This is a genomic window from Ehrlichia japonica (genome assembly GCF_000632845.1).
GTDB classification, from domain to species: Bacteria; Pseudomonadota; Alphaproteobacteria; order Rickettsiales; family Anaplasmataceae; genus Ehrlichia; species Ehrlichia japonica.
In genome coordinates this window covers 453,613-475,979 of record NZ_CP007474.1, presented here as the reverse complement: position 1 = coordinate 475,979, position 22,367 = coordinate 453,613, and the positions used below count along the sequence as shown (strand labels likewise).

Annotated in this window: 12 protein-coding genes and 1 tRNA gene; 3 read left to right on the top strand and 10 right to left on the bottom strand. The window is 28.8% G+C overall.

Annotation, left to right across the window (positions count from 1 at the left end):
• Positions 1-30 precede the first annotated feature (30 nt).
• The 3 genes from EHF_RS01955 to EHF_RS01945 all read right to left on the bottom strand — a co-directional run bounded on the left by EHF_RS01955 (position 31) and on the right by EHF_RS01945 (position 3,829).
• Positions 31-2,433 carry a VirB4 family type IV secretion/conjugal transfer ATPase gene (locus EHF_RS01955; protein WP_044194583.1) on the bottom strand — a complete coding sequence of 801 codons (2,403 nt, stop codon included), beginning with the start codon at positions 2,431-2,433 and terminating at the stop codon, positions 31-33.
• The gene (locus EHF_RS01950) at positions 2,433-2,726 is read right to left on the bottom strand and encodes a type IV secretion system protein VirB3 (RefSeq protein ID WP_084475730.1); all 294 of its coding nucleotides are present in this window, start codon (positions 2,724-2,726) and stop codon (positions 2,433-2,435) included. The genes EHF_RS01955 and EHF_RS01950 overlap by 1 nt, the downstream gene beginning before the upstream one ends.
• Positions 2,727-3,211: 485 nt before the next feature.
• Entirely contained in the window at positions 3,212-3,829 is a 618-nt protein-coding gene (locus EHF_RS01945; protein WP_044195846.1) for a superoxide dismutase, read from the bottom strand.
• A gap of 233 nt (positions 3,830-4,062) precedes the next feature.
• Here EHF_RS01945 and EHF_RS01940 point away from each other — a divergent pair, with 233 nt between their 5' ends.
• Entirely contained in the window at positions 4,063-5,331 is a 1,269-nt protein-coding gene (locus EHF_RS01940) for a PstA family ABC transporter permease (RefSeq protein ID WP_044194578.1), read from the top strand.
• 147 nt (positions 5,332-5,478) lie between these two features.
• Here EHF_RS01940 and EHF_RS01935 read toward each other — a convergent pair.
• The 5 genes from EHF_RS01935 to EHF_RS01915 form a co-directional block, all read right to left on the bottom strand.
• Positions 5,479-5,551 (bottom strand) — tRNA-Arg (locus EHF_RS01935).
• Positions 5,552-6,001: 450 nt separating this feature from the next.
• The gene (gene lipA / locus EHF_RS01930) at positions 6,002-6,901 is read right to left on the bottom strand and encodes a lipoyl synthase (RefSeq protein ID WP_044194577.1); all 900 of its coding nucleotides are present in this window, start codon (positions 6,899-6,901) and stop codon (positions 6,002-6,004) included.
• Between the two features lie 429 nt (positions 6,902-7,330).
• Positions 7,331-8,662 carry a hypothetical protein gene (locus tag EHF_RS01925; protein ID WP_232228968.1) on the bottom strand — a complete coding sequence of 444 codons (1,332 nt, stop codon included), beginning with the start codon at positions 8,660-8,662 and terminating at the stop codon, positions 7,331-7,333.
• A 59-nt stretch (positions 8,663-8,721) separates the two neighbouring features.
• Positions 8,722-12,882, bottom strand: a complete 4,161-nt coding sequence (locus EHF_RS01920) for a hypothetical protein (RefSeq protein WP_044194571.1) — start codon at positions 12,880-12,882, stop codon at positions 8,722-8,724.
• Positions 12,883-13,104: 222 nt separating this feature from the next.
• Positions 13,105-15,075 carry an acetyl-CoA carboxylase biotin carboxylase subunit gene (locus tag EHF_RS01915; protein WP_044194568.1) on the bottom strand — a complete coding sequence of 657 codons (1,971 nt, stop codon included), beginning with the start codon at positions 15,073-15,075 and terminating at the stop codon, positions 13,105-13,107.
• A 161-nt stretch (positions 15,076-15,236) separates the two neighbouring features.
• On the opposite strand from EHF_RS01915, the gene EHF_RS01910 reads away from it, so the two are divergent.
• Entirely contained in the window at positions 15,237-16,205 is a 969-nt protein-coding gene (locus tag EHF_RS01910; RefSeq protein ID WP_044194566.1) for an RluA family pseudouridine synthase, read from the top strand.
• 692 nt (positions 16,206-16,897) lie between these two features.
• Complete coding sequence (gene lysA, locus EHF_RS01905) at positions 16,898-18,169, top strand: diaminopimelate decarboxylase (protein ID WP_044194563.1); 1,272 nt, start codon at positions 16,898-16,900, stop codon at positions 18,167-18,169.
• Between the two features lie 1,182 nt (positions 18,170-19,351).
• Here the strand turns inward: lysA and rpmB are convergent.
• Together rpmB and priA are read right to left on the bottom strand one after the other, a co-directional pair.
• Positions 19,352-19,654, bottom strand: a complete 303-nt coding sequence (gene rpmB, locus EHF_RS01900) for a 50S ribosomal protein L28 (protein WP_044194561.1) — start codon at positions 19,652-19,654, stop codon at positions 19,352-19,354.
• A gap of 316 nt (positions 19,655-19,970) precedes the next feature.
• Positions 19,971-21,944 carry a replication restart helicase PriA gene (gene priA, locus EHF_RS01895; protein ID WP_044194558.1) on the bottom strand — a complete coding sequence of 658 codons (1,974 nt, stop codon included), beginning with the start codon at positions 21,942-21,944 and terminating at the stop codon, positions 19,971-19,973.
• Positions 21,945-22,367 lie beyond the last annotated feature (423 nt).

The window sequence follows — 22,367 nt, the reverse complement described above, 5'->3', positions numbered from 1 at the left end:
CTTTTATAAAGAACACTTAATTATTAAATGTTACACATGCTTCACTCTTTCATAAAATATAGGCAACCAAACATTTGGGTTATCTCCTACTTCTTTTATTAAATCATGTAACATTAATACCGTCTCTGCTCTGCCAGATAAAACACTTACTATATCCTCAAGTCCACTTAAATTAATCCTCGCAACTACTGCACCTACTCCTTGTTTTACTAGAAAGAACCTTGTACTAGGGTCTGTATGCTTTATTAAAGTATATTCTCTTTCAGTTAACATAAACACATTCCTATAAGCACTAGTAGCTTTTAAATTGGGCAAAAATATTTGAGTAGCAGTTTGTTGTACTAAAGTATCACTAATTGCACTTTTACTAGCATCTTCAACACTTTGAGTAGCAAAAATCACAAATGTATTTAATTTTCTTAAAACTTTTAACCAATCTTTTATCTTTGGAGCAAACACTGGATTATCTATCAATGCCCACGCTTCATCTAACACAATAATAGATGGAGTACCATCCAAAGAAATACTAATTCTATGAAATAAATACAACAATACAGGAGCAAGAGATACTGGATCTTTCAACAAATGACCCATTTCAAACCCAAAAACTCTTGACTTATTAAAATCTAATAAATCTTCTGCATTGTCAAATATTGCTGCATGAGATCCCTTACCATGCCACATAGATATAGCCCCTGCCAAAGTGTTAGGACCATCTAATCCTAAAAATGGCACTAAATTCGATAATACTCTATGTTCTTTTTTTAATTTAAAATTACCTTCTATAGCATCATTAATACGAGTTATATCTTCAGAAGTAAACTTATCATTAAATACTGATATTAAAGATTTTATCCATTCCATTAAAAATGTCCGATTATCTGGAGTATCATCAAGATGCAAAGGATTAAACCCAGTAGGATTTCTTGGTTCTATAACCATATAAACTCCATTTAGCGCCCTAATGAAAATTTCAGCACCATAATCTTTATCAAAAAAGAAAATTCTTGGTGAAAATTTCATAGCCTGAGCACATAAGAAATTCATTAATACCGTTTTCCCACCACCAGTAGGTCCTATAATTGCAGTATGACCAACATCACGAATATGAAAATTAAAAAAGAAAGGAGTCCCAGAAGTAGTATCAAATACTGTTACTGCCTCACCCCAATGATTATTAAATTTCTTCCCAATAGGATAATTATGCTGAGATGCAAAACCAGCCATATTTAATGTACTTATTATAGCTCTACGAACTGTATATTCGAAATTACCTGGCAACTGCGCCCAAAATGCTGGTTCTAGATTAACTTTCTCTCTAACCGGATATACACCACAATTGGATAACTCAGATTCTATTAGAGATAGTGCATTATCAAGAGTTTTTATACTCTTTTCTGTACATAAAATAGTAAGATGATGTTTTCCAAAAGCAATTTTACCACTCATTGCATCATCCAAAGCCTGACTTATTTCTACTACCTGTGATACTGCTTTATCTGCAGATTGTATCATACGATTTTGCTGAATCTGCATATTAGCAATAGCACTTTGTCTGTTAGTAAATTTAAAAGATTGTGTAATAATAAATTCATAAGGCAATTGTAGAAATGCATCTAACATGCCAGCAGATGTTGTTTGGCCATACTCTTTTAAACTAATTAACCCTGCATACTTAGATCCATTATGTGTAACTATTTGTATTGTTTTGTGTCCAAAATACAACCTATGCATAGGTAGATATTTTGATATATCCCCTGCATGAAATAACACACGTTGAAAAGATCCACAATTTACTATCTGTAACAAGAATTCCATAATTTCAGAAAATACCCCTTTTGATGTTTCTTTAACACTCAAAATTCTAGGCATATAATTACGCAAACTTGTCAAAACACGATTAGTTACTTCATCTAAATCTTCAGAGATAGCTTGTAAATCTTTTATCCATGATTCTTGTGATGCAACTTTTCCAAATTTACCAAAAATACCAGATAAAAATTCTATTCCTTTCTTCCCATTTTCTCTAACTATTGTAATATATAAATCATTAGTAAAAGATTGTTTTGTTGCATGCTTTTCTCTCCATTTCACATTTACATAATTTGCAAATGAACTAGATACCTTATCACTAGCAAATCCTTCTGAAAAAGCATTTCTTCTACGTCTAATTACATGAAAATATAAACCAAAAGACGCAGAAGATATGCTTCTTAACATTTGATTACGTATGGAATTCTGTATAGATAAATCTTCATCATCTGCAGTTTCAAAAGCATAGCCAGACAATTTAATAACCTTAAGCATCGACCCATCTTTTGTCATTAAGGTAGAAGAATTCCAATGTTCACTATAGGGAATAAAATTAGATTCATGATATTCCTTTTTGATTATTTTTCTTTTTTTTGTTTGCAATTTTTGAAACTTTAACATCACATTACATCATAAGAATTAGCATTATGATAAAACTTATTTAAACATTTACTACACTTCTTCATCTTAAGCATAAATAATTCCAAAAATAACGGCTCTTTCGACGAAGCTAAAAAACCTACTCCATGTATTCCTGGACCTAAAACAAATAATGCCCTAAAATCATTAGTATACATAAATATCATGATACAAATCATAAAATTTAACATTGCAAAGATATAACTAACACCAAAAAGCATAGTAGGCCTAGTTAATCCTTTAAATAATTGATCTGCTTTAACAGTACCTGTCATAATAAAACACCACCCAAATATATCCTAAACACTGACTGCAATTTCATATAATGTAGTGTTTAATTCTACTAATTAAACTTTCCATATAAGGGACACACATTCAACTATTAAAAGTATCAACAACAATTTAACAAACCATTAACCCTTAACATTTATTTTAGATGAGATAAAATATAAACAGCATTACCTCATTATATAAACTTAAGAATGACACCCTTTAATTTAAAACTAAAAGGTATCATTAACTAATATAAAACTGAGGTAAAACGTAAACAGTATTATCTCATTATATAAACTTAAGAATGACACCCTTTAATTTGAAGCTAAAAGGTATCATTAACTAATATAAAACAAGGTAATATCTATAATTTAAATAATCAATAAAATAATATTAAATATCTTAAAATTTATGAAATAGTAACCCATAAAGAATTAAAATCTTACATGTAATTCAAATTTATTATTTATCACTAATGAGAAATAAACTAAATCTCTAAAAATTTCTGAGCTGCAAAATCCCAATTAACCAAATGCTGTAAAAAAGCTTCTATGTAATTCTGACGTACATTAAAGTAATCTAAATAATAAGCATGTTCCCATACATCCATAGTTAATAAAGGATGTGTTCCAGGATATTGTGTAATAGGGGTATCACCATTGCTAGTACATAAAATCTTAAGTTTTTGTTCATTCATATCAAAAACTAACCATACCCATCCACTACCAAAATGACTTTTTCCAGCATTAATAAAAGCATTATTAAAATCATCCATACTGCCAAAGTCTTCATTTATTTTATCTAATAATTTTCCTGTAGGAAATCCTCCACCATTTTTCTTCATAGATTCCCAATAAAAATTATGATTCCATACTTGACCAGCATTATTAAATATAGATTTAGACCCTAAATCCCCAGATGTAGTTTTAATAATTTTGGGTAAATCTTCATTAGTACACTTACTAAAATCTGTACCTGCAACAAGAGTATTTAGAGTATTAACATAACCTTGATGATGTTTGTTATAATGGTAGCCTAATATTTCAAAACTCAAATATGGCATCAAATCACTCTGTTGATATGGAAGCTCTGGTAAAGTAAACATATGTCCTCTAGTTAAAATAAACACAATTAAAAAGAATACTAACCCTACATAAAATGTATGCAAAGTTAAAATGCACACAATTATATTACACTATACTTATTTAAGTACAGTAAAATTCAATCTTATACCAAATTAATATATTTACATTTTACATAAAAATACTTTTAATAAGAAAAAATCACAGATAGAATTAAAAACTATATATAATAGTAAAGTTTAACATTTATAATAACATGAACATACGAAAAAGATTAGGTAAGCTACTAAAGTATCGTAACATTACTTCCCGTATATCCTTAAAAAACAGGAAAGATCGTATTTTATCAATCCTATCAATGACTGCACTTACCACTTCTTTAGGTATACTTTTTATAATTTTAGGAAGCATCGTCAACAATGGATATAACGCATTAACAACAACAAAAGTTTTGCTACCAATAAAAATCACTAGTGATACTATAGAGCAACAGAACAAATTAACACTCAGAAGTAATTTGATAGATCTCATCCATCAATCTTTAGAAGAATCATTTTCAGATGTTATAGATTTTTCAAATCTTGATAATAAAAAAATTATTTATAGTATAATAAATGACACAGCACATTACAATTTAGCAGATTTTATATCCAAAAATCCAAAAATCACTAAATTTAACATGTGGTTTAAATCTTCCACTACATTCAATAAAATTATCAAAGGTAAAAATATAAACCATCCAGTATATAAAAAAATTATTACAAAATTACAGGACAATAACAGAATAAAAGTATCTTTTAATGATGCATTGTTTACAAAGTATAACTCTAGATCTCCTGAAAATACTGGTATAATTGGATCACTAATAGGATCTATGTTTACAATAATTATATGTTTAACATTTGCATTACCCATAGGTATTACATCAGGTATATGCTTAAGTGAGCTCATACCAAAAAATAAAATATCTTCTATCATTGAAGTTAGTATAACAAATCTTGCATCTGTACCGTCAATCATATTTGGCATTTTAGGACTAGCAATATATATTAATATCTTTAACATACCACGTTCATCAGCACTTATAGGTGGAATGACTTTATCTTTGATGATGCTACCAAATCTAGTAATAGCTACAAAACAAGCATTCACAGCAGTACCGTCATCTGTAAAAGATGCAGCTTTCTCATTAGGAACATCAAATATGCAGGTAATCTTACATCACTCATTTCCAATAGCATTACCTGGTATCATGCAAGGTGCTATTCTAAGTATAGCAAGAATTTTAGGTGAATCTTCTCCATTAATAATGATCGGGATGGTAGCATTCATAGTTGATATTCCAAAGAATTTTCTTGATCCGACAACTGTGTTACCTGTACAAATATATATGTGGGCAAGCAACCCACATATTGAATTTATTCAATTAGCTGCTATTGCCATAGTAGCCCTACTCTTAATGTTATTAATTTTAAATCTTATAGTAACTTTTATAAGAAAAAAATTCGATCATTTCATTTTTTAAATTGGCAAACTATAAATGACAATACATCCACAATTATAAACTAGCCTTCACAAAAGTATTATTAGTAAGGGGCATTCAAAAACAAAATATAATATAACAATACTGCCTCTCACATTAATATTTAATAACAACATGAAAAAAACAAAGTGCACTCAGCAGGATTTGAACCTGCGACCTTTACCTCCGGAGGGTAACGCTCTATCCACTGAGCTATAAGTGCAACATTAAAATAACTTATAAGATGTATCAAAAAATATCACAAGAGTTCATATAAAATAACATACTAAACGTATGCAATTATAAAATGGCTCAACTTTTTAAAAATATTAATAATATCTCACCCAAACCCTATAATAAGAATATATCAGATCTATACCACAATTCTACTAACCTACCCCTCTTACTTTCTAGTGATATAATAAAAATCTATTTCAATCAGCATAATATTTCATACCCTTAACCTAATAAAAAAAGCAATTTACTCCTAATATATACTACCATTTTTTCCTTAATTATATAAACTTCATCAAATAAGCTACATCTACTGATACTAATTTAATAAAAAACCTATAATCGTACCAAGACTCACAGTATCCTCATAAAGAAATTAATAAAAAAAATCTTATTGGTACTAGCACTAATAAAAAATATAAAATTTTATTATATATACCTAATTTGACTTACTTTCAGAATTAATTAACATAGCAGCACGATTCTCTTTTAATTTTTGAAAATCCTCTTCAGCATGATATGAAGACCTAACTAAAGGCCCTGAAGCAACCATTAAAAATCCCTTAGAGTATGCAACATACTTATAATGATCAAACTCTTCAGGAGTTACATACCTATCAATCACAGCATGTTTAGGAGTAGGTTGTAAATATTGACCAATTGTTATAAAATCAACATCCGCTGATCTCAAATCATTCATCACTTGGTATATTTCTTCTTTTGTTTCACCTAACCCTACCATTATTCCAGATTTAGTAAATATTTTAGGATTTTTATATTTAACTGTTTTAAGCAAGTAAAGAGAATGAAAATAACGTGCTCTTGGCCTGATCTTTGCGTATAATCTTGGTACAGTTTCTATATTATGATTGTATACATCAGGAGCTGCTTCAGCAACTTTGTCAATTGCACCATGTTTATTCAAAAAATCTGGAGTTAATATTTCAATAGTAACATTCTGATCTTTCTTTCGTATTTCTTCTATACATTCTACAAAATGTCCAGCCCCACCATCTGCCAAATCATCTCTATCTACAGATGTAATAACAACATGCTGAAGTTTAAGTGAACTGATAGCTATAGCCAAATTTTGAGGTTCATGAGGATCTAGCTTATCTGGAATTCCAGATGCAACATTACAAAATGCACATGCTCTAGTACACGTAGAACCCAAAATCATCACTGTTACATGTTTTTTATTCCAACACTCCCCAATATTAGGACAAGCTGCTTCTTCACATACAGTGTTTAATTTACGTAACTTCATCAAATTACGCATCTGATAAAAAGCATCTCCTGTAGGCATTTTGACTTTTAACCAATCAGGTTTACTTCTCATACAATAAAATTCAGAAACTCTCGTCTTTGAGTATAACTAACAGCAATACTGATGTCAAGAAAGTGTAATATTTACAGTTTATCAAGTGTATATCTGATGTTATTTTACATGAATACTATTATTAATTATAAAATTATCACATCATAAGAAAATTACCCAAAATTGCAGACTCAACTTAACTGAATTAAAATAGAAGTATTTATCCTCTCATATCAAATAACCACTTTTAACCACTTTGTAATACGATTGCAAATATACCTAATCATTAGAAATATTACCTACTTTAAACATCGAGTTGCATGACATGCATATTTCTAGATCACCACTATCACAAATTTTAAATTATAAAAAATCTTACTAATTATCACAATTAAAATACCAACAACTAAAACACAAATCACTATCAATAAATATATTCTACAAATGCAATTAACAACTACGAGACATTACAGTACTCTGAACACTATATTGCTCTACGCTTACACTGTCTAGATAACTATTATTATAAATCCCAGAATATGAAAATTTCAACTCACAATAATAATCCATAGATGACAAACGACCAGTAATGTGTTGAGAATTAGTAACAATATCATGAGTAAAATTCATATGTCTTGTATGAGCATGGATTACAGTATTCACAGGTTGTTTAACACAGTTAGAATTATCAAAGGCTCCTCTGGAGCTGGAGTGCTCAAAAGCATTCAACTTATTAACAGCTTGTTTAACAAGATTTACTATCTTCTGTAAAACCCTATCTATTGTATGCATTATGACAGTTACAGCAAGAAAACCTCCTTCTTGGTACCCGTACCCTAGCTGAGATAACGTATCTCTGACAAAAAAATACTGATCATGAAACTTATAAGATATTTCATTTATCTTGCCATAAAAAACATCTTGTGTATAACCATATACAAAGGCATTTGTAGGATTAGCTACAACAAGCATTTGAGAATTAATAGCCCCATAAAAAGCTTTCTCATCCTTCTTTTGTAGAAATAATCCGCCTACTTCTGATGACCTAATGTTTTGCTGAGTAGTAGAAATATCTTGTTGTAATCCAATAAGAGAGTTTATAAAACTCGCAATTAAAAAAAAGCGAAAAAGTAGCTTAGAACCTATACCAAATTGAATCATTTGAGCTCTTAGTTCTGTAAGAAGCATTAACCTTTTTTGTAATAATTCTCTTAGTTCAGGATCCAACTCATTTATTAATTCCTCTTGTAACTCTAAAATCTGCGTATCTAACAATTCTTTGAGGTCAAGAGATCGACCACTACGTAAAAACTTTTTTAAGAATTCTATAATGGATTCTAATATGAACCTTTTCTTTTTCCTTTTACGCCTCAAAGGATCAAGTTCATAATTAATATCTACACAGTCCTCACTTTCCTGACATAATTCACTAAAGAAACCTAATATTTTTTGTAATAAAGATTCCTCTATCTCAAAATTCTCAATTTTACTTGTAGGTATATCATGATCATATTCATGAACTTGTACAACTTCACTATATTCTCCAGTTTGCTCTATAATAAATTTATTAAACTCTCCTTCAAGCTCTAAAATAGATTCCTGAATTTCCAAGTCTTCTAACTTAATTCTACCAAGAGCCTTAAAATCACCTTCTTCATCAATATTAAATGCTAATGCCTCCACGTTATAAAGAATGTTACTAACTACATTATTATGATCTTCATTCTCTTTGCTGCATTCATTTAAGCTATCTGATTTTGTATCATAATTCTCATCATTCATCATAAAAACATACCATTAATATTCTAAGAAAATGGACTAATGGACTACTGAAATATAAATCAACGATCAATATCTAGTTTCAACATATGGTCTATCTTACCAAGAGATAACTCACCTCTTTGATCACTACAACTCATTTCTTGTACTAGATTCAACTTTTTCATATCAGTAAAACAATGACTATCAGATTCAGATATATACTTTACATTAAACAACATTGAATTCGATATCATATTCTCACGTAATATAAAATACTGAATATTGTATATCATTTTCTTTTTGAAACAGTTAATAACTTTCTGTATTCCCTTTATAAATAACCCTTCACACAAAATTTCTACAAATCCATTGATCAGTTGTGATATCCTTTTCTGAGCAAGATTTACTCTATGAAAAGAAGATGAATATATAGAATAATTAATATCTTGACAGTGCAAGCTACCTTGAACTGCTTGTACATTATTACATAATAGTCCTATGTCAAATTCAGAACACATAAACATCACATCTTTAAATAAAATACCTTTTTGATAGAACTCAACTAACAATAACCTTCCAAAGTCAGTGCAAGTAAAATACTCATATAATCCCTCTAACATTAGCATATCTAGTACATGATCTGTTATCTGCGTAACATAATTAGCAACACTAAGCAGAGTAATTGAATTTGTTAAACGAAGTAAATAATATAATATAAAAGATATAGCAATACTCTTTGGATCTTGAAAATATTCCATAAATTCACAAACAGATTTTTTAACACGAGAAATACAAGATATTATCCCTTTATCAATTTTAATATAATTAGCTAAATCTTTAACCTGATCTGAAGGTTTTTTTAATAATAAGCTATTAGAATTGAAAAAGTTATCAGCAAATACTTTCATGCTTGTTGTCTGACCATTAAGCATTTCATTATCATCTAATGATTGCAAAATATAATATATATCTCTTATATATGGAGAAAAATTACTATCAATATCAGTATCTATAAACTCCTTAGAAATTAATTTACCAAATTGCAGCTGTTTTCTATAATTTTCTAATCTTAACACACAATCATAAAGCATTACCGTAATACTATGATCTATCCTAGTATTTAAAAATACTGATTCTGATCTATCTTTGATGTTATAAACATCATGAACATCCAACATATGTATTGCCCATTTTAACGATGCAATTTTCGCATCCAGCAATTCTACTGTTATAGGATTACCCATGGTATTTAGTTTAGCAAATATATACTTTATATCTTCTCCATTATATATTTTAATACATGAATCCTTCTGGAAATATCTGGTCTGTAAATTAACAGCAGTAATCTTGTCGTAAAGTTGTGCTCTTTTTTGAAAATTATTTAAAATATTTAATCCGCCTGTACTATTAAAGTAGCTAATTTTTTCCGTATAATTATTCAATAAATAAGAAAATTCATATTTTAACTTGATATAATTGACATTATTTACCATATCTTGAGATAGCTGAGAGGTATGACATTCAAATTCTTTTAATAAAAACTCAGGTTTTGGCTTTCCACCACATAAAATTTGATCAATTTGTGACGACAATTCCTGTGTCATACTATTAATGCGTGATAATAGATCCTCATTGACCTTAGTTCTACCATATATCTGATCTAATGCTTCAATCAGACCACTATTAATATCACATTTCTGTTCATAAAATTCTCTTTGCTGCTTATAGCTTTTAGATTCTCTCTGTGCAAAAAACCAAATCTTGCTTAATAAAATAATACATAAATCTTTAAATCCATAAACTTTCAATGATTGATAAATATTGCTACACATTTTATAAACATATTCACCTACTAAACATATTAACTTCATAATAAATCTTATACATTCTGAGAACAGACCACATAAAAGAATAAAATCAAGTACTCTAACAACAATACCTGCCATATCTAAAATTAAAATTAACACCTTATCTACGACAGTATCCAATCCTGCTACTACAAATAATGTATCAAATATTCCCCGCATTCCATCAATAAGTTTACTAATAACAATACCAGGCAGAATATTAAAATGTGTCAGCACCCTACCAATAATTACACTTAATAGCATAATAACGAAAATAATACCAAAAAGTACATAAGCTATAAATTTATTAGACAGCAATGTCGTTTTCAACTTCTCAAAATTACCTGCTATATTATTGTCTTTACGGATTCTTTTCTTTAAAAACTTAGCTTCATAATAACTCTGAATAAATCTTTCTTTAGAATTACATAATTTGAGATCTTTTATAATTTTACTTGAAAATGATGTAACAGGAATTTTCTTATTTCTTGTATATAGCTTTTCCTTAACATTATTAACTACATAACCTGGTGTAGTACGATAACGATTAGGATTAACATAATAACGCCATAAAGAAGAAAATGGTATAAAATGTGATGCCTCGTATAAAATTTGTAATACCCTTAAAGATCTGCTAATTTTAATATCATAAATAAATTTTTTATCTGTATAATTACTTGTCACAATACACTGTAAAATACTAAAGAACCTGTTATCATTTAGCTCTTTATCCCACAACTCATTAGGAACATTTAAACAGTTTATGTCTATGTCTAAATAATTCATTAATGGATGTAATTTTAACTGGTATAAAAACCATTTATTGTTCTCTCCTTCTTTTATTATCCACTTCCCATTAACATATTCTATTGAATTAAGTAACTTAGAAAAATCTATAGATGATATCAGTTGCCCATTCTTTAGTAATTGTGTACTTAATATTGGGTGATTATTTATTATAAAACCAATTACCCTTTGGGTAAGGAAATTTTTGCCAACACTTTGTACTTTTACGTTATTGTTCATATATCTTACAATTTCTTTCAATAAAAGTACCATGCTATTCGCATATTTTGCTAATTCCGAAAGTTCTTTTTTTGTGAATTTTAATATTGCATTTCTGTCAACAATTTTCTTTTGCATAAAAAAATCATAAACAGTAAGCAGTCGATTAATATCATCATGTGTATCTTTACAAGTAACTTTAAAAAAAAATTCTAAATCTTCCAGCATTAAAACATCTTTGAATTTTTTCAAAAAATTAATTTCTGATTCTATAAGTGCAGTTAACCCCCTGAAATATTGTTGAGCATGTAAAATCCCCTTATTACCATTCATCTTAATAAAAAAATCAAGATTTGCTGTAATATTCAATTTCACATTTTGTAAACTAGATATAGCGTTTTCTATTGCTAACCTATCTGCTGGTAAATTATTTCCATATAATTTACAATATATATTATGTGCTTCCTCTAACCCTTTTTTACACAAATTAATACAATATAGTTTCTTATCTTGAAGAAACTTATACGCAATATAGCTAACCATATGATATAGCTGACGCTCTCTTAATAAATTTTCAATTTCTTTGATTATTACCTGATCACTTGCTAAGACATTTAACAGACCTTGAAATACATAGAATGGTATGATTAAGACATTTCCAAATTTTAGCTGTGATAGACAATCAAGAAAACTTTCTAAACATTTTTTCTGATCTAGTATTTTTAACAGTACACTATCATTAGATAGTTTAGTACTTTCTAAGTCCAGCATTTGCAATTTTTTATTCACTACTTTAAATAAAATGCTATCTTTATAATCTTTCGTATCAGACAGAAGAACACTACAGTTACCATGAGAACGTATATATAATTTATCTTTTAATAATTCTGGATTTGGAAAACATAAAGGCATTAGATCTCTTATACAATCTTCATTCATTCTTCCAGGACATCCTTCACTTCTAAATACATAATCTACTAATTGTGGAAAAAAATTATCTCCTCCACGCTGATCGTGTTGATAAGGGCCTTTTATAGTATTATAAATATCACAACAGTGTGTTTTCCAAAGATCTGTTGCTTCAAATACTAAGTACATCATCAATCTAACATTATATTCATTATCACCAACTGCTGAACGAAATGGATTACGAAATTTTGTCTTTAAATAAATCAAATCTGATTTTCTTATTGTAAATTTACAATTTACTAGATCTTCTTTTATAATATCAGAAGGTAAAAATTTTAAAATTTTCTTCTTTTCACTATCATTTTTATACATCACATAAATGTATAAAAAGTGATTTTCCATCCTTATGTTATCTTCTTGAATTACAGAACTAAGAAACTTAATTAATGATTGACCTTTATATGTGTCATTTAATAACATATATTACCTCAACACATTAGATAATGCAGGATATTATCTTAGAACATACTTAAGTCTTTCATTTAAATTTTTATAAGGTATAAAATCCATTCTTTGAAAGAAATGTATAGTCATATTTTAGCATAGTAATAATTTTTATCTACAAATTTATTAAAATTTATATCGATCCAAGACGTAATAATGCTCCATACAACAGAATAGATTTTTTAAAATAACCTCAATTTACTCAAATTCTATAATAACATCACCAGCAGCTATGCTGCTCCCTTCTGAGAATAATACAGATTTAACAACTGATTTTACATCTGAGTATATCACATTCTCCATTTTCATGGCTTCAATAATTAATAAAGGTTGCCCTAGTTGAACTTCTTCTCCTTGTTTAACATAAACTTTAATAATCATACCAGAAATAGGAGAACACACATCATTACAATGTAACTCCTCTGCACTGATTTGAGGCATTATAGGAAGTAGATCAGATACACAAGGTCTATATACTGCACATAAAGCACTCATAGCAGAATATCTAAGCTTATACTTATTAAATCTACTATCAACTTTTACATGAAATACTTCTTCATTATTAATTTGCACTTGTAATATTTTAAAATTCACATTCCATGTACCTGAAATTAAATATTCACGCTGATCATAAATTGCTAAAATTTTACCACTTTCATATTTAGCACTAATTAAATATTTCTGATCATTAATACCAACAATCAGCTCTTTACTTTCATGTAATTCAGCTCCATGCTTACCATATTCATCTTGAAAAAATATGCACAATGAAGTTAAAATAAAAAGCTTAATACAAGCCTCCGTTAAAGAATCCCCTTGAAACCCATCAAAATAAAATTGCTCAATAAACTTTGTATTAATATCTCCAGATATAAACGTAGGATGATGAAATACAGATAATAAAAAATCTATATTATTAGCAATACCACTGATAGAGAATTCATTTAAATATCGTTGCATAAAACTCACTGCTTCATCCCTATTTTTGCCATAAGTACAAACTTTAGCAATCATAGGATCATAAAACATACTAACTTCTGCCCCTTCAAATACCCCACTATCGATACGTAAATTATCATTAGGGACAGGAGCAGAATAATAAACAATTCTCCCACTAGAAGGTAAAAAATTCTTAGTAGGATCTTCCGCATAAATTCTAGCTTCTATTGCTGAACCAGTAAACTTCACATCTCGTTGAGTAAATCTTAATTTTTCACCATTAGCAATTCGAATCATTTCTTCTACAATATCAATACCAGTAACAAGCTCTGTAACAGGATGCTCAACCTGTAACCTAGTATTCATTTCTAAAAAATAAAATTGCCTATTTTGATCAACTATAAATTCAATAGTACCAGCAGAATAATACTCAACTTTTCTTGCTAAATTGACACATTGCTGATACATTTTTTTCCTTGTTTTTTCATCAAGAAATGGACTAGGTGTCTCTTCAATAACTTTTTGGTTATGTCGTTGTATAGAACACTCCCTTTCACCTAAACAAACAATATTCCCATGTTTATCAGCTATAATTTGTATTTCAATATGCCTTGGTAACTCTATATACTTTTCTATAAAAATTCTACCATCCCTAAAATTTTTTGCTGCCTCATTTGTTGCAGAATTAAAAGCCTGTTCCATTTCTTCACTTGATTTCACAATTCTCATACCTTTACCACCACCACCAGCAGTAGCTTTTATCATTACTGGAAATCCTATAGATTCAGCTATTTTTCTTGCTTCATCAACAGAGTCAACTATTCCCATATATCCAGGAATGATATTAACTTTTGCAGATTCAGCTATTTTTTTAGAAGTAATTTTATCAGCCATCATTCTTATCGAAGCAGCACTTGGCCCAATGAAAGCAATATTGTATTGCTCCAACTTTTCAGGGAAATTAGCATTCTCAGATAAAAATCCATATCCAGGATGTATAGCATCTACACCTGCATTATGTGCTACTTCACAAATTTTCTCCATATTTAAATAACTCTGATTCACTGGAGCAGGGCCAATATTTATTGCTTCTTCAGCAGATAAAACATGTAAGGAATATATATCTGCATCTGAATACACAGCAACACAAGATATTCCCATTTTACGAGCAGTCCTCATAACCCTACATGCAATTTCACCTCTGTTTGCTATTAATATTTTTTTTATCATTATCCTAAATACTCTTAGTTAAAAGGTAATCCCTTTATTTATATATAAAGATAGTCTAAAATTCTACTTATATACAACTATACTACAAGCAATATTTCACTGTTTTGACTATAATTAGTGATTACAGTATATTACCTAGACACAAATTATAAACTATAAACATGCTAGAGAAAAAAATTTTTATTAAAAGCGGAGATGAAAATAACAGATTAGATAAATTCATAGCAAGCAAATTAAATATATCTCGTAATCAAGTACAACAACTAATAAAAAATAATAAAATTTTTCTGTTTGACAGCATAATAAAAGATAACAATCATATAACAAAAGTAAATGATATTTATATTATAAATATACCTATAAAAGAAGTCAGTGATATAATCACTCCTAACCACTGCATACCAATTTCAGTGTTATATGAAGACCATGACATAATAATAATAAACAAAACCCCTGGAATAACTGTACATCCAGGAGCAGGAACAAGCAATAATACATTAGTCAACGCACTAGTTGCACACTATGGCAACAGTTTAAGTCATGTAGGGAAAGCAACAAGACCAGGAATAATTCATAGATTAGATAAGGACACTAGTGGACTAATGGTCATTGCAAAAAACGAAAAATCATACTATTTTTTATCTGATCTACTACTCAAAAAACAAATAAAAAAAGAATATTTAGCAGTAGTATGGGGATCACCTAATCCTCAGAATAACACTATAAAAAACTATATTTGTATGAAACCTAATAATAGACAAATGATGTCTGTTACAGATCTACCACATAAAGGAAAATTAGCTATAACTGAATATCAAACTCAAAAAAGCTTCAGTAATATAGCAAGTTTAATAAAATGTAGAATATATACAGGAAGAACACATCAAATACGTGTACATATGAGCTATATAGGAAACTCTATAATAGGTGATCAAAAATACGGCAAAAACAATAGCAAAAGTATAAAATATGCCAAACAAAGCACTATTATTAACACATTAAAACGACAAGCCCTTCACGCACATAAATTAGGGTTTATCCATCCTACAAAAAATACATATATAGAATTTCATTCTGATATTCCCAATGACATACAAATGCTAATCAACGAATTGGAACAATTGAGTTAGTCGATAGTCATTTCATAATTTTATAACACGTATAAATTTTTACACATTTTTATAGATCTTCATACCACCATAAGTATCAAGCATAAAAATTCTTATATTTCCCTTCAGTAATTACATAACAATTAAATTATAATTTAATAAATTAAGAACATAAAAAAATATGCTCAATCAAATATTTATAATTTAGTTCAAAATTACAGGTATTTTTATACGTATTACATATAGTTTACAAATTTACACGTATTATAACTATAAACTCCATAGTAACAATACTCAAAAAAATCAGATTTCACCCAACAAAGATATATACACTACTCTCAACTTTAGAATACCCTTATTTAACTAGTATTAGTTAGGAGATGTTCGATAAATTTAGATGCATTTGTAATATTATTCAGGTAAATATATATACTCATGTCAGTACGAGAAATGTCTTTCATAAACACTAATTTAGCGTGTTTCAATGCCATAGTTGTATTTAAGTATTACCATTATTCTTATCTTCCTACTTACACAACTGTATTAACAGCTTATAGTCATACTAAACAATATATACTATTTCTTATATATTACATAAGATTTACTACATCACTATTGTATTATCTCGTAGTACTATTTCTTTTATTATAAGTTTATGTTATAGATACCTATAAATATTATATAAATTTAATAATAAAAATTTGGAGCATCTCATGATTTTTCTTGCACATCCATTCTTCCATTATAAAAACAACGTATTTAATATAGAAAATGTCAACGTGTTGGATATTGCAAAAAACATCGGAACTCCTGTTTATTGCTATTCTCTAAACGCAATAAAAAATAACTACAAACAACTTCAAAAAAATCTACCTAACAATTCTATAATATGCTATGCAGTTAAGTCGAACTCTAACTTATCTATTTTAAGTTTATTAGGCTCACTTGGAGCAGGAGCAGATGTAGTTTCTGAGGGAGAAATACGTCGTGCCATTGCAGCTGGAATTTCACCAAATAAAATAGTATTTTCTGGTGTAGGAAAAACTGAGCAAGAAATAAATTTCGCACTAGATAACAGAATATTACAATTTAATATAGAATCTATTGAAGAACTATCTCTTATTAATACAATTGCATGTCAAAAAAATATAATTGCACCAGTATCTATCAGAATTAATCCAAATATTAATGCAGATACACACAATAAAATTACTACAGGATTAAACGTTAATAAATTTGGAATACCAGAAGAATTAATTGATCAAATCCTAAACAAAGACCTTATTGGCATCAGAATTATAGGAATATCTGTACACATAGGTTCACAAATTTCCAATCTACATATATTCCAAAATACAATTGATAGAATAAAAAAAATCATAAAAACATTCAAGCAACGTAATATTCAAATAATAAGAGCTGATCTTGGTGGTGGACTTGGAATACCATACAAAAGTTCTGATGTTTTTCCAACAATTCAAGAATATGGCAACTTACTAACACAGAACTTTGAAAATGAAAATTACCAAATCATATGTGAGCCTGGCAGAGCACTAGTAGGAAATACTGGTATATTAGTAACCAAAGTACTATACCGTAAAAATAATCAGGAAAAAAATCACATTATATTAGATGCAGGAATGAATGATCTAATACGTCCAGCACTATACGATGCTGAGCACACAATAATACCAGCAGTTTCTTCTTCAACATCAACACAATTGCAATCATACGACATAGTAGGTCCTATATGTGAATCTGATGATACTTTTGCGTATAATTACCACATAAATAACTTACAAAGGGGAGAAATAGTAGTAATATGCACAACTGGAGCTTATGGATCTTCAATGTCAAGCAACTATAATTCCAGATTACTAGTACCTGAAGTAATGGTTAACAACAGTAGCTATGACGTTATACGCCACCGTCAAACTTATGAAGATATGCTAAAAGACGAAATTATACTAGAATTTAATAAATAATACATTAAATATGTTTTTACAACCACAGTATATTTCTACTTATTAACCCACATAATGTCAGTGAAATATTAAAACTAGAGCTTATGAGTCTTCAATGTAAAACAACTATAATTCCAGATTACCACTAGTACCTGAAGTAATGGTTAACAACAGTAGCTATGACGTTATACGCCACCGTCAAACTTATAAAGATATGTTAAAAGACAAAGTTATACTAGAATTTAATAAATAATACATTAAATATGTTTTTACAGCCACAGTATATTTCTACTTATTAACCCACAATGTCAGTGAAATATTAAAACTGGAGCTTATGAGTCTTCAATGTAAAACAACTATAATTCCAGATTACCACTAGTACCTGAAGTAATGGTTAACAACAGTAGCTATGACGTTATACGCCACCGTCAAACTTATGAAGATATGCTAAAAGACGAAATTATACTAGAATTTAATAAATAATACATTAAATATGTTTTTACAGCCACAGTATATTTCTACTTATTAACCCACAATGTCAGTGAAATATTAAAACTGGAGCTTATGAGTCTTCAATGTAAAACAACTATAATTCCAGATTACCACTAGTACCTGAAGTAATGGTTAACAACAGTAGCTATGACGTTATACGCCACCGTCAAACTTATGAAGATATGCTAAAAGACGAAATTATACTAGAATTTAATAAATAATACATTAAATATGTTTTTACAGCCACAGTATATTTCTACTTATTAACCCACAATGTCAGTGAAATATTAAAACTGGAGCTTATGAGTCTTCAATGTCAAGCAACTATAATTCCAGATTACTAGTACCTGAAGTAATGGTTAACAATAGTAGCTATGACGTTATACGCCACCGTCAAACTTATAAAGATATGTTAAAAGACAAAGTTATACTAGATTTAATAAATAATATGCTATAGCACTAAATATGTTCTTGCAGCCAGTATATTCTTAGCTGTTAACATCGCCATATAACACTAGCAAAACATTAAAAACATAGCAACATTTATAATGTATAGATCAGAACTCACTTATAACTGCAATATGCTTTGCTAAGAATAGCTAATATTATCATAATATTCTACAATCATATTGTAAAAATAACACTAATCTAGTGTTATTTTGATAACATCTTATATCAAGGAAAAAAGAATTAGACAAAATTAAAAAAAAACTACAATGTAACTTTTACGCCTTTTGCTACAGCATTTTTTATAAGCTTTTTAATCTTTTGAGCTTTATCAGTCAATTTTCTAGATGATGTATTAAGCAAATATAGATCAAAACCACCTTTATAATTTACTGTTCTTAGAGTACGATTAGATATTTTAAACTTAAACTTCCTATTTAAAACATCACTTACTAAAGTAACATTATGTAAGTTGACTAAATAAGCCCTTTTAGTTTTACGATTAGAGTGCGATACCCTGTTTCCAAAAGACTTTCCTTGACCTGTAATATCACAAACCCTACTCATTTTACAAACCTAAAACACTAACTAATAGGCATTCATTATAACAATACAGTAACATTAGTCAAACACAAATTCTTCAGATTATTGAGGTTTAAAATAACTAAGCACTATGAGAATGCAACTAATTTGACCAAACCATAATATCACTTAATATGATAAAGCAACGTTCAATGCTCATTAAAAAGTAACTAATTGCAATAAAATAGACATACCCAATCAAAAACACAAAATTAACTACAATACAATAAGTATCATATATAATTATTAATCCTATAGCTATCTTAGTAATAATCTACATATTTACACGGTAAACACAAATCTACATAAAATTTACTGGATCAACATCTACGGTAATTTTTATTTTATTTGATTTAGTATAATACTCCTTATACTTAGCAAGTAGTTTTTGTATCATAACATTACTCTGTACTTTAATTAAAATTCTATACCTATACTGCATGTTTAAGAAACTTATAGGGGCAGGAGCTGGACCTAGAACAGTCAAGGTATTTGGAAGGCTTTTTACTATTTGTTTTGATATATTTACTACATGAATTTCATTCTTCCCGCTAATTATTATGCTTATCAATCTTGTATATGGTGGCATATTAGTTAATAACCTAGATTCTAGTTCTAAATTATAAAATAGTTCACGATTATAAGATGACAATGATTTTATCAAAGGACTATTAACATCATAAGTTTGTAAAATTACTTCACCGTTATCTGCAAATCGACCAGAACGCCCTGACACTTGATGTAATAACTGATAAGTTCTCTCTGTAGCACGTAAATCACTATTATTCAATCCTAAATCGGCGTCTATTACACCAACTAATGTCAACTTAGGAAAATTATGACCCTTTGCTATTACTTGAGTACCAATAATAATATTTACCTCACTACGCATAATTAAATCAATCATAACACTGATATCCTTACTACTAATATCACTGCTAATTACTGCAATTTTAGCATTCGGTATTAGTGCAACAATGTCTTCTGCCACTTTTTCTATACCTATTCCATATGATACAAGAGATGATTCGGAACAATTAGTACATACACTCTGCATCGCACAAGAATATCCGCAATAATGACACAATAATACATTTTTTCTTTTATGTTCTACAAGCCAAGTAGCACAGTTTTTACAATGTACTTTAAAACCACAAGTTTTACACAGTCTCAATTTTGCATATCCACGACGGTTTAAGAAAAGCATAACTTGATCTTGTCTTTGTAAAGCTTCCAATATTTTATTATAAAGCTTATCCGATAACCATGCATTAACCATCTTGCTTCTACATAAATCAACAATCCCTACTGATGGCAACTTAGCATTCCCAAATCTTTGCGTCAATTTCACATGATAATACTGAGACTTTAACACATTATTGATTGCCTCCAAAGATGGAGTAGCAGAAGATAAAATCACTGGTATATTCAGGCTTTTTGCCAATACAGTAGACATATCACGTGCATTATATAGGACTCCACATTCTTGTTTAAACGATGAGTCATGTTCTTCATCTACAATGATTATCTTAAGATTTTTATACGGTAAAAACAAAGCAGATCTTGCGCCTATTACAATTAAAGATTGGCCATGTGCTATGGATAACCAATATTCTCTACGATTCCTTAATGTTAAATTTGAATGCCATTCTACTGGGCAATAATTATCAAAATAACGCTTTATACGCTTTATTAATTGTAATGTTAATACTATCTCTGGAAGCAAAATTAATGCTTGTGCTGTACTATCCCTCTTTATTAATTCACGTATAACCTCACAATAAACTTCAGTCTTTCCAGAACCAGTTTCTCCATCTAGCAGTACAACTGAATAATCTGAAATTTTATTAATAATATTATTATATGCAACCCTTTGCTCATCTGATAACATAATTTCTACATCATTATATCTATCATTTTTCTTTACAGAAGATTCTAACTTATAAAAAGACTTAGAATTTATTACATTACTGAATACCATTTTCAATACTAAACCTGCTGGAACAATATTATAGTCGCCTACCCACTTGATAAAATTAAGAAATGCAGCATTAACTTTTGGTAAAGAATTTTTAGAAATTATAACTTTTAATTGCAATTTTTCTATACTACAACTTGAAGGTATTGTATCAGTCAGTTTCAATATAATACCTACCATAGTCCTAAAACCAAAAGGGACAAGAACATATTCACCAACAAAAAACAACTGATTTTCTGGAACAGCGTAATAAAATGTTTTATTAATCGGTACTGGAAGCAAAATTTCAGCTATCATGCTAAACGTTTTAATAACAGAGCTACTTTATTATAACAAAAGAATCAAAATTTACATCTTTACTTACAAATCTATCTACCAACCACACACTCAGCAAATACACAACTTGCTGGGTCTATTTTATCCAAAATCAATAACATTAAAAGATAGTTATTAACTCTCCTATATAGGCAATAAAATTGACTATTCTTAGGCTATATGCACTAATAAAATAAATAATAGATCACTACTATTATAAAATTACTATGGTATCAATTTATACAAGAAACATAAAATCTACACTCAAATCAGAACTATCCAAGATATAACTATTATCATCACTTACATTATATAAATAAGTAAAAACAATGTAAAAAACTATAGGGAAACAGATAAATTATAGTCTTTTTTCAAACATATACTCATCAATATAACCTATTTTTT

Bases quoted from the DNA above. Each gene is read 5' to 3' on its own strand.
- EHF_RS01955 (WP_044194583.1), bottom strand. From the start codon at position 2,433: ATGTTAAAGTTTCAAAAATTGCAAACAAAAAAAAGAAAAATAATCAAA.
- EHF_RS01950 (WP_084475730.1), bottom strand. From the start codon at position 2,726: ATGACAGGTACTGTTAAAGCAGATCAATTATTTAAAGGATTAACTAGG.
- EHF_RS01945 (WP_044195846.1), bottom strand. From the start codon at position 3,829: ATGTTTACTTTACCAGAGCTTCCATATCAACAGAGTGATTTGATGCCA.
- EHF_RS01940 (WP_044194578.1), top strand. From the start codon at position 4,063: ATGAACATACGAAAAAGATTAGGTAAGCTACTAAAGTATCGTAACATT.
- lipA (WP_044194577.1), bottom strand. From the start codon at position 6,901: ATGAGAAGTAAACCTGATTGGTTAAAAGTCAAAATGCCTACAGGAGAT.
- EHF_RS01925 (WP_232228968.1), bottom strand. From the start codon at position 8,662: ATGAATGATGAGAATTATGATACAAAATCAGATAGCTTAAATGAATGC.
- EHF_RS01920 (WP_044194571.1), bottom strand. From the start codon at position 12,882: ATGTTATTAAATGACACATATAAAGGTCAATCATTAATTAAGTTTCTT.
- EHF_RS01915 (WP_044194568.1), bottom strand. From the start codon at position 15,075: ATGATAAAAAAAATATTAATAGCAAACAGAGGTGAAATTGCATGTAGG.
- EHF_RS01910 (WP_044194566.1), top strand. From the start codon at position 15,237: ATGCTAGAGAAAAAAATTTTTATTAAAAGCGGAGATGAAAATAACAGA.
- lysA (WP_044194563.1), top strand. From the start codon at position 16,898: ATGATTTTTCTTGCACATCCATTCTTCCATTATAAAAACAACGTATTT.
- rpmB (WP_044194561.1), bottom strand. From the start codon at position 19,654: ATGAGTAGGGTTTGTGATATTACAGGTCAAGGAAAGTCTTTTGGAAAC.
- priA (WP_044194558.1), bottom strand. From the start codon at position 21,944: ATGATAGCTGAAATTTTGCTTCCAGTACCGATTAATAAAACATTTTAT.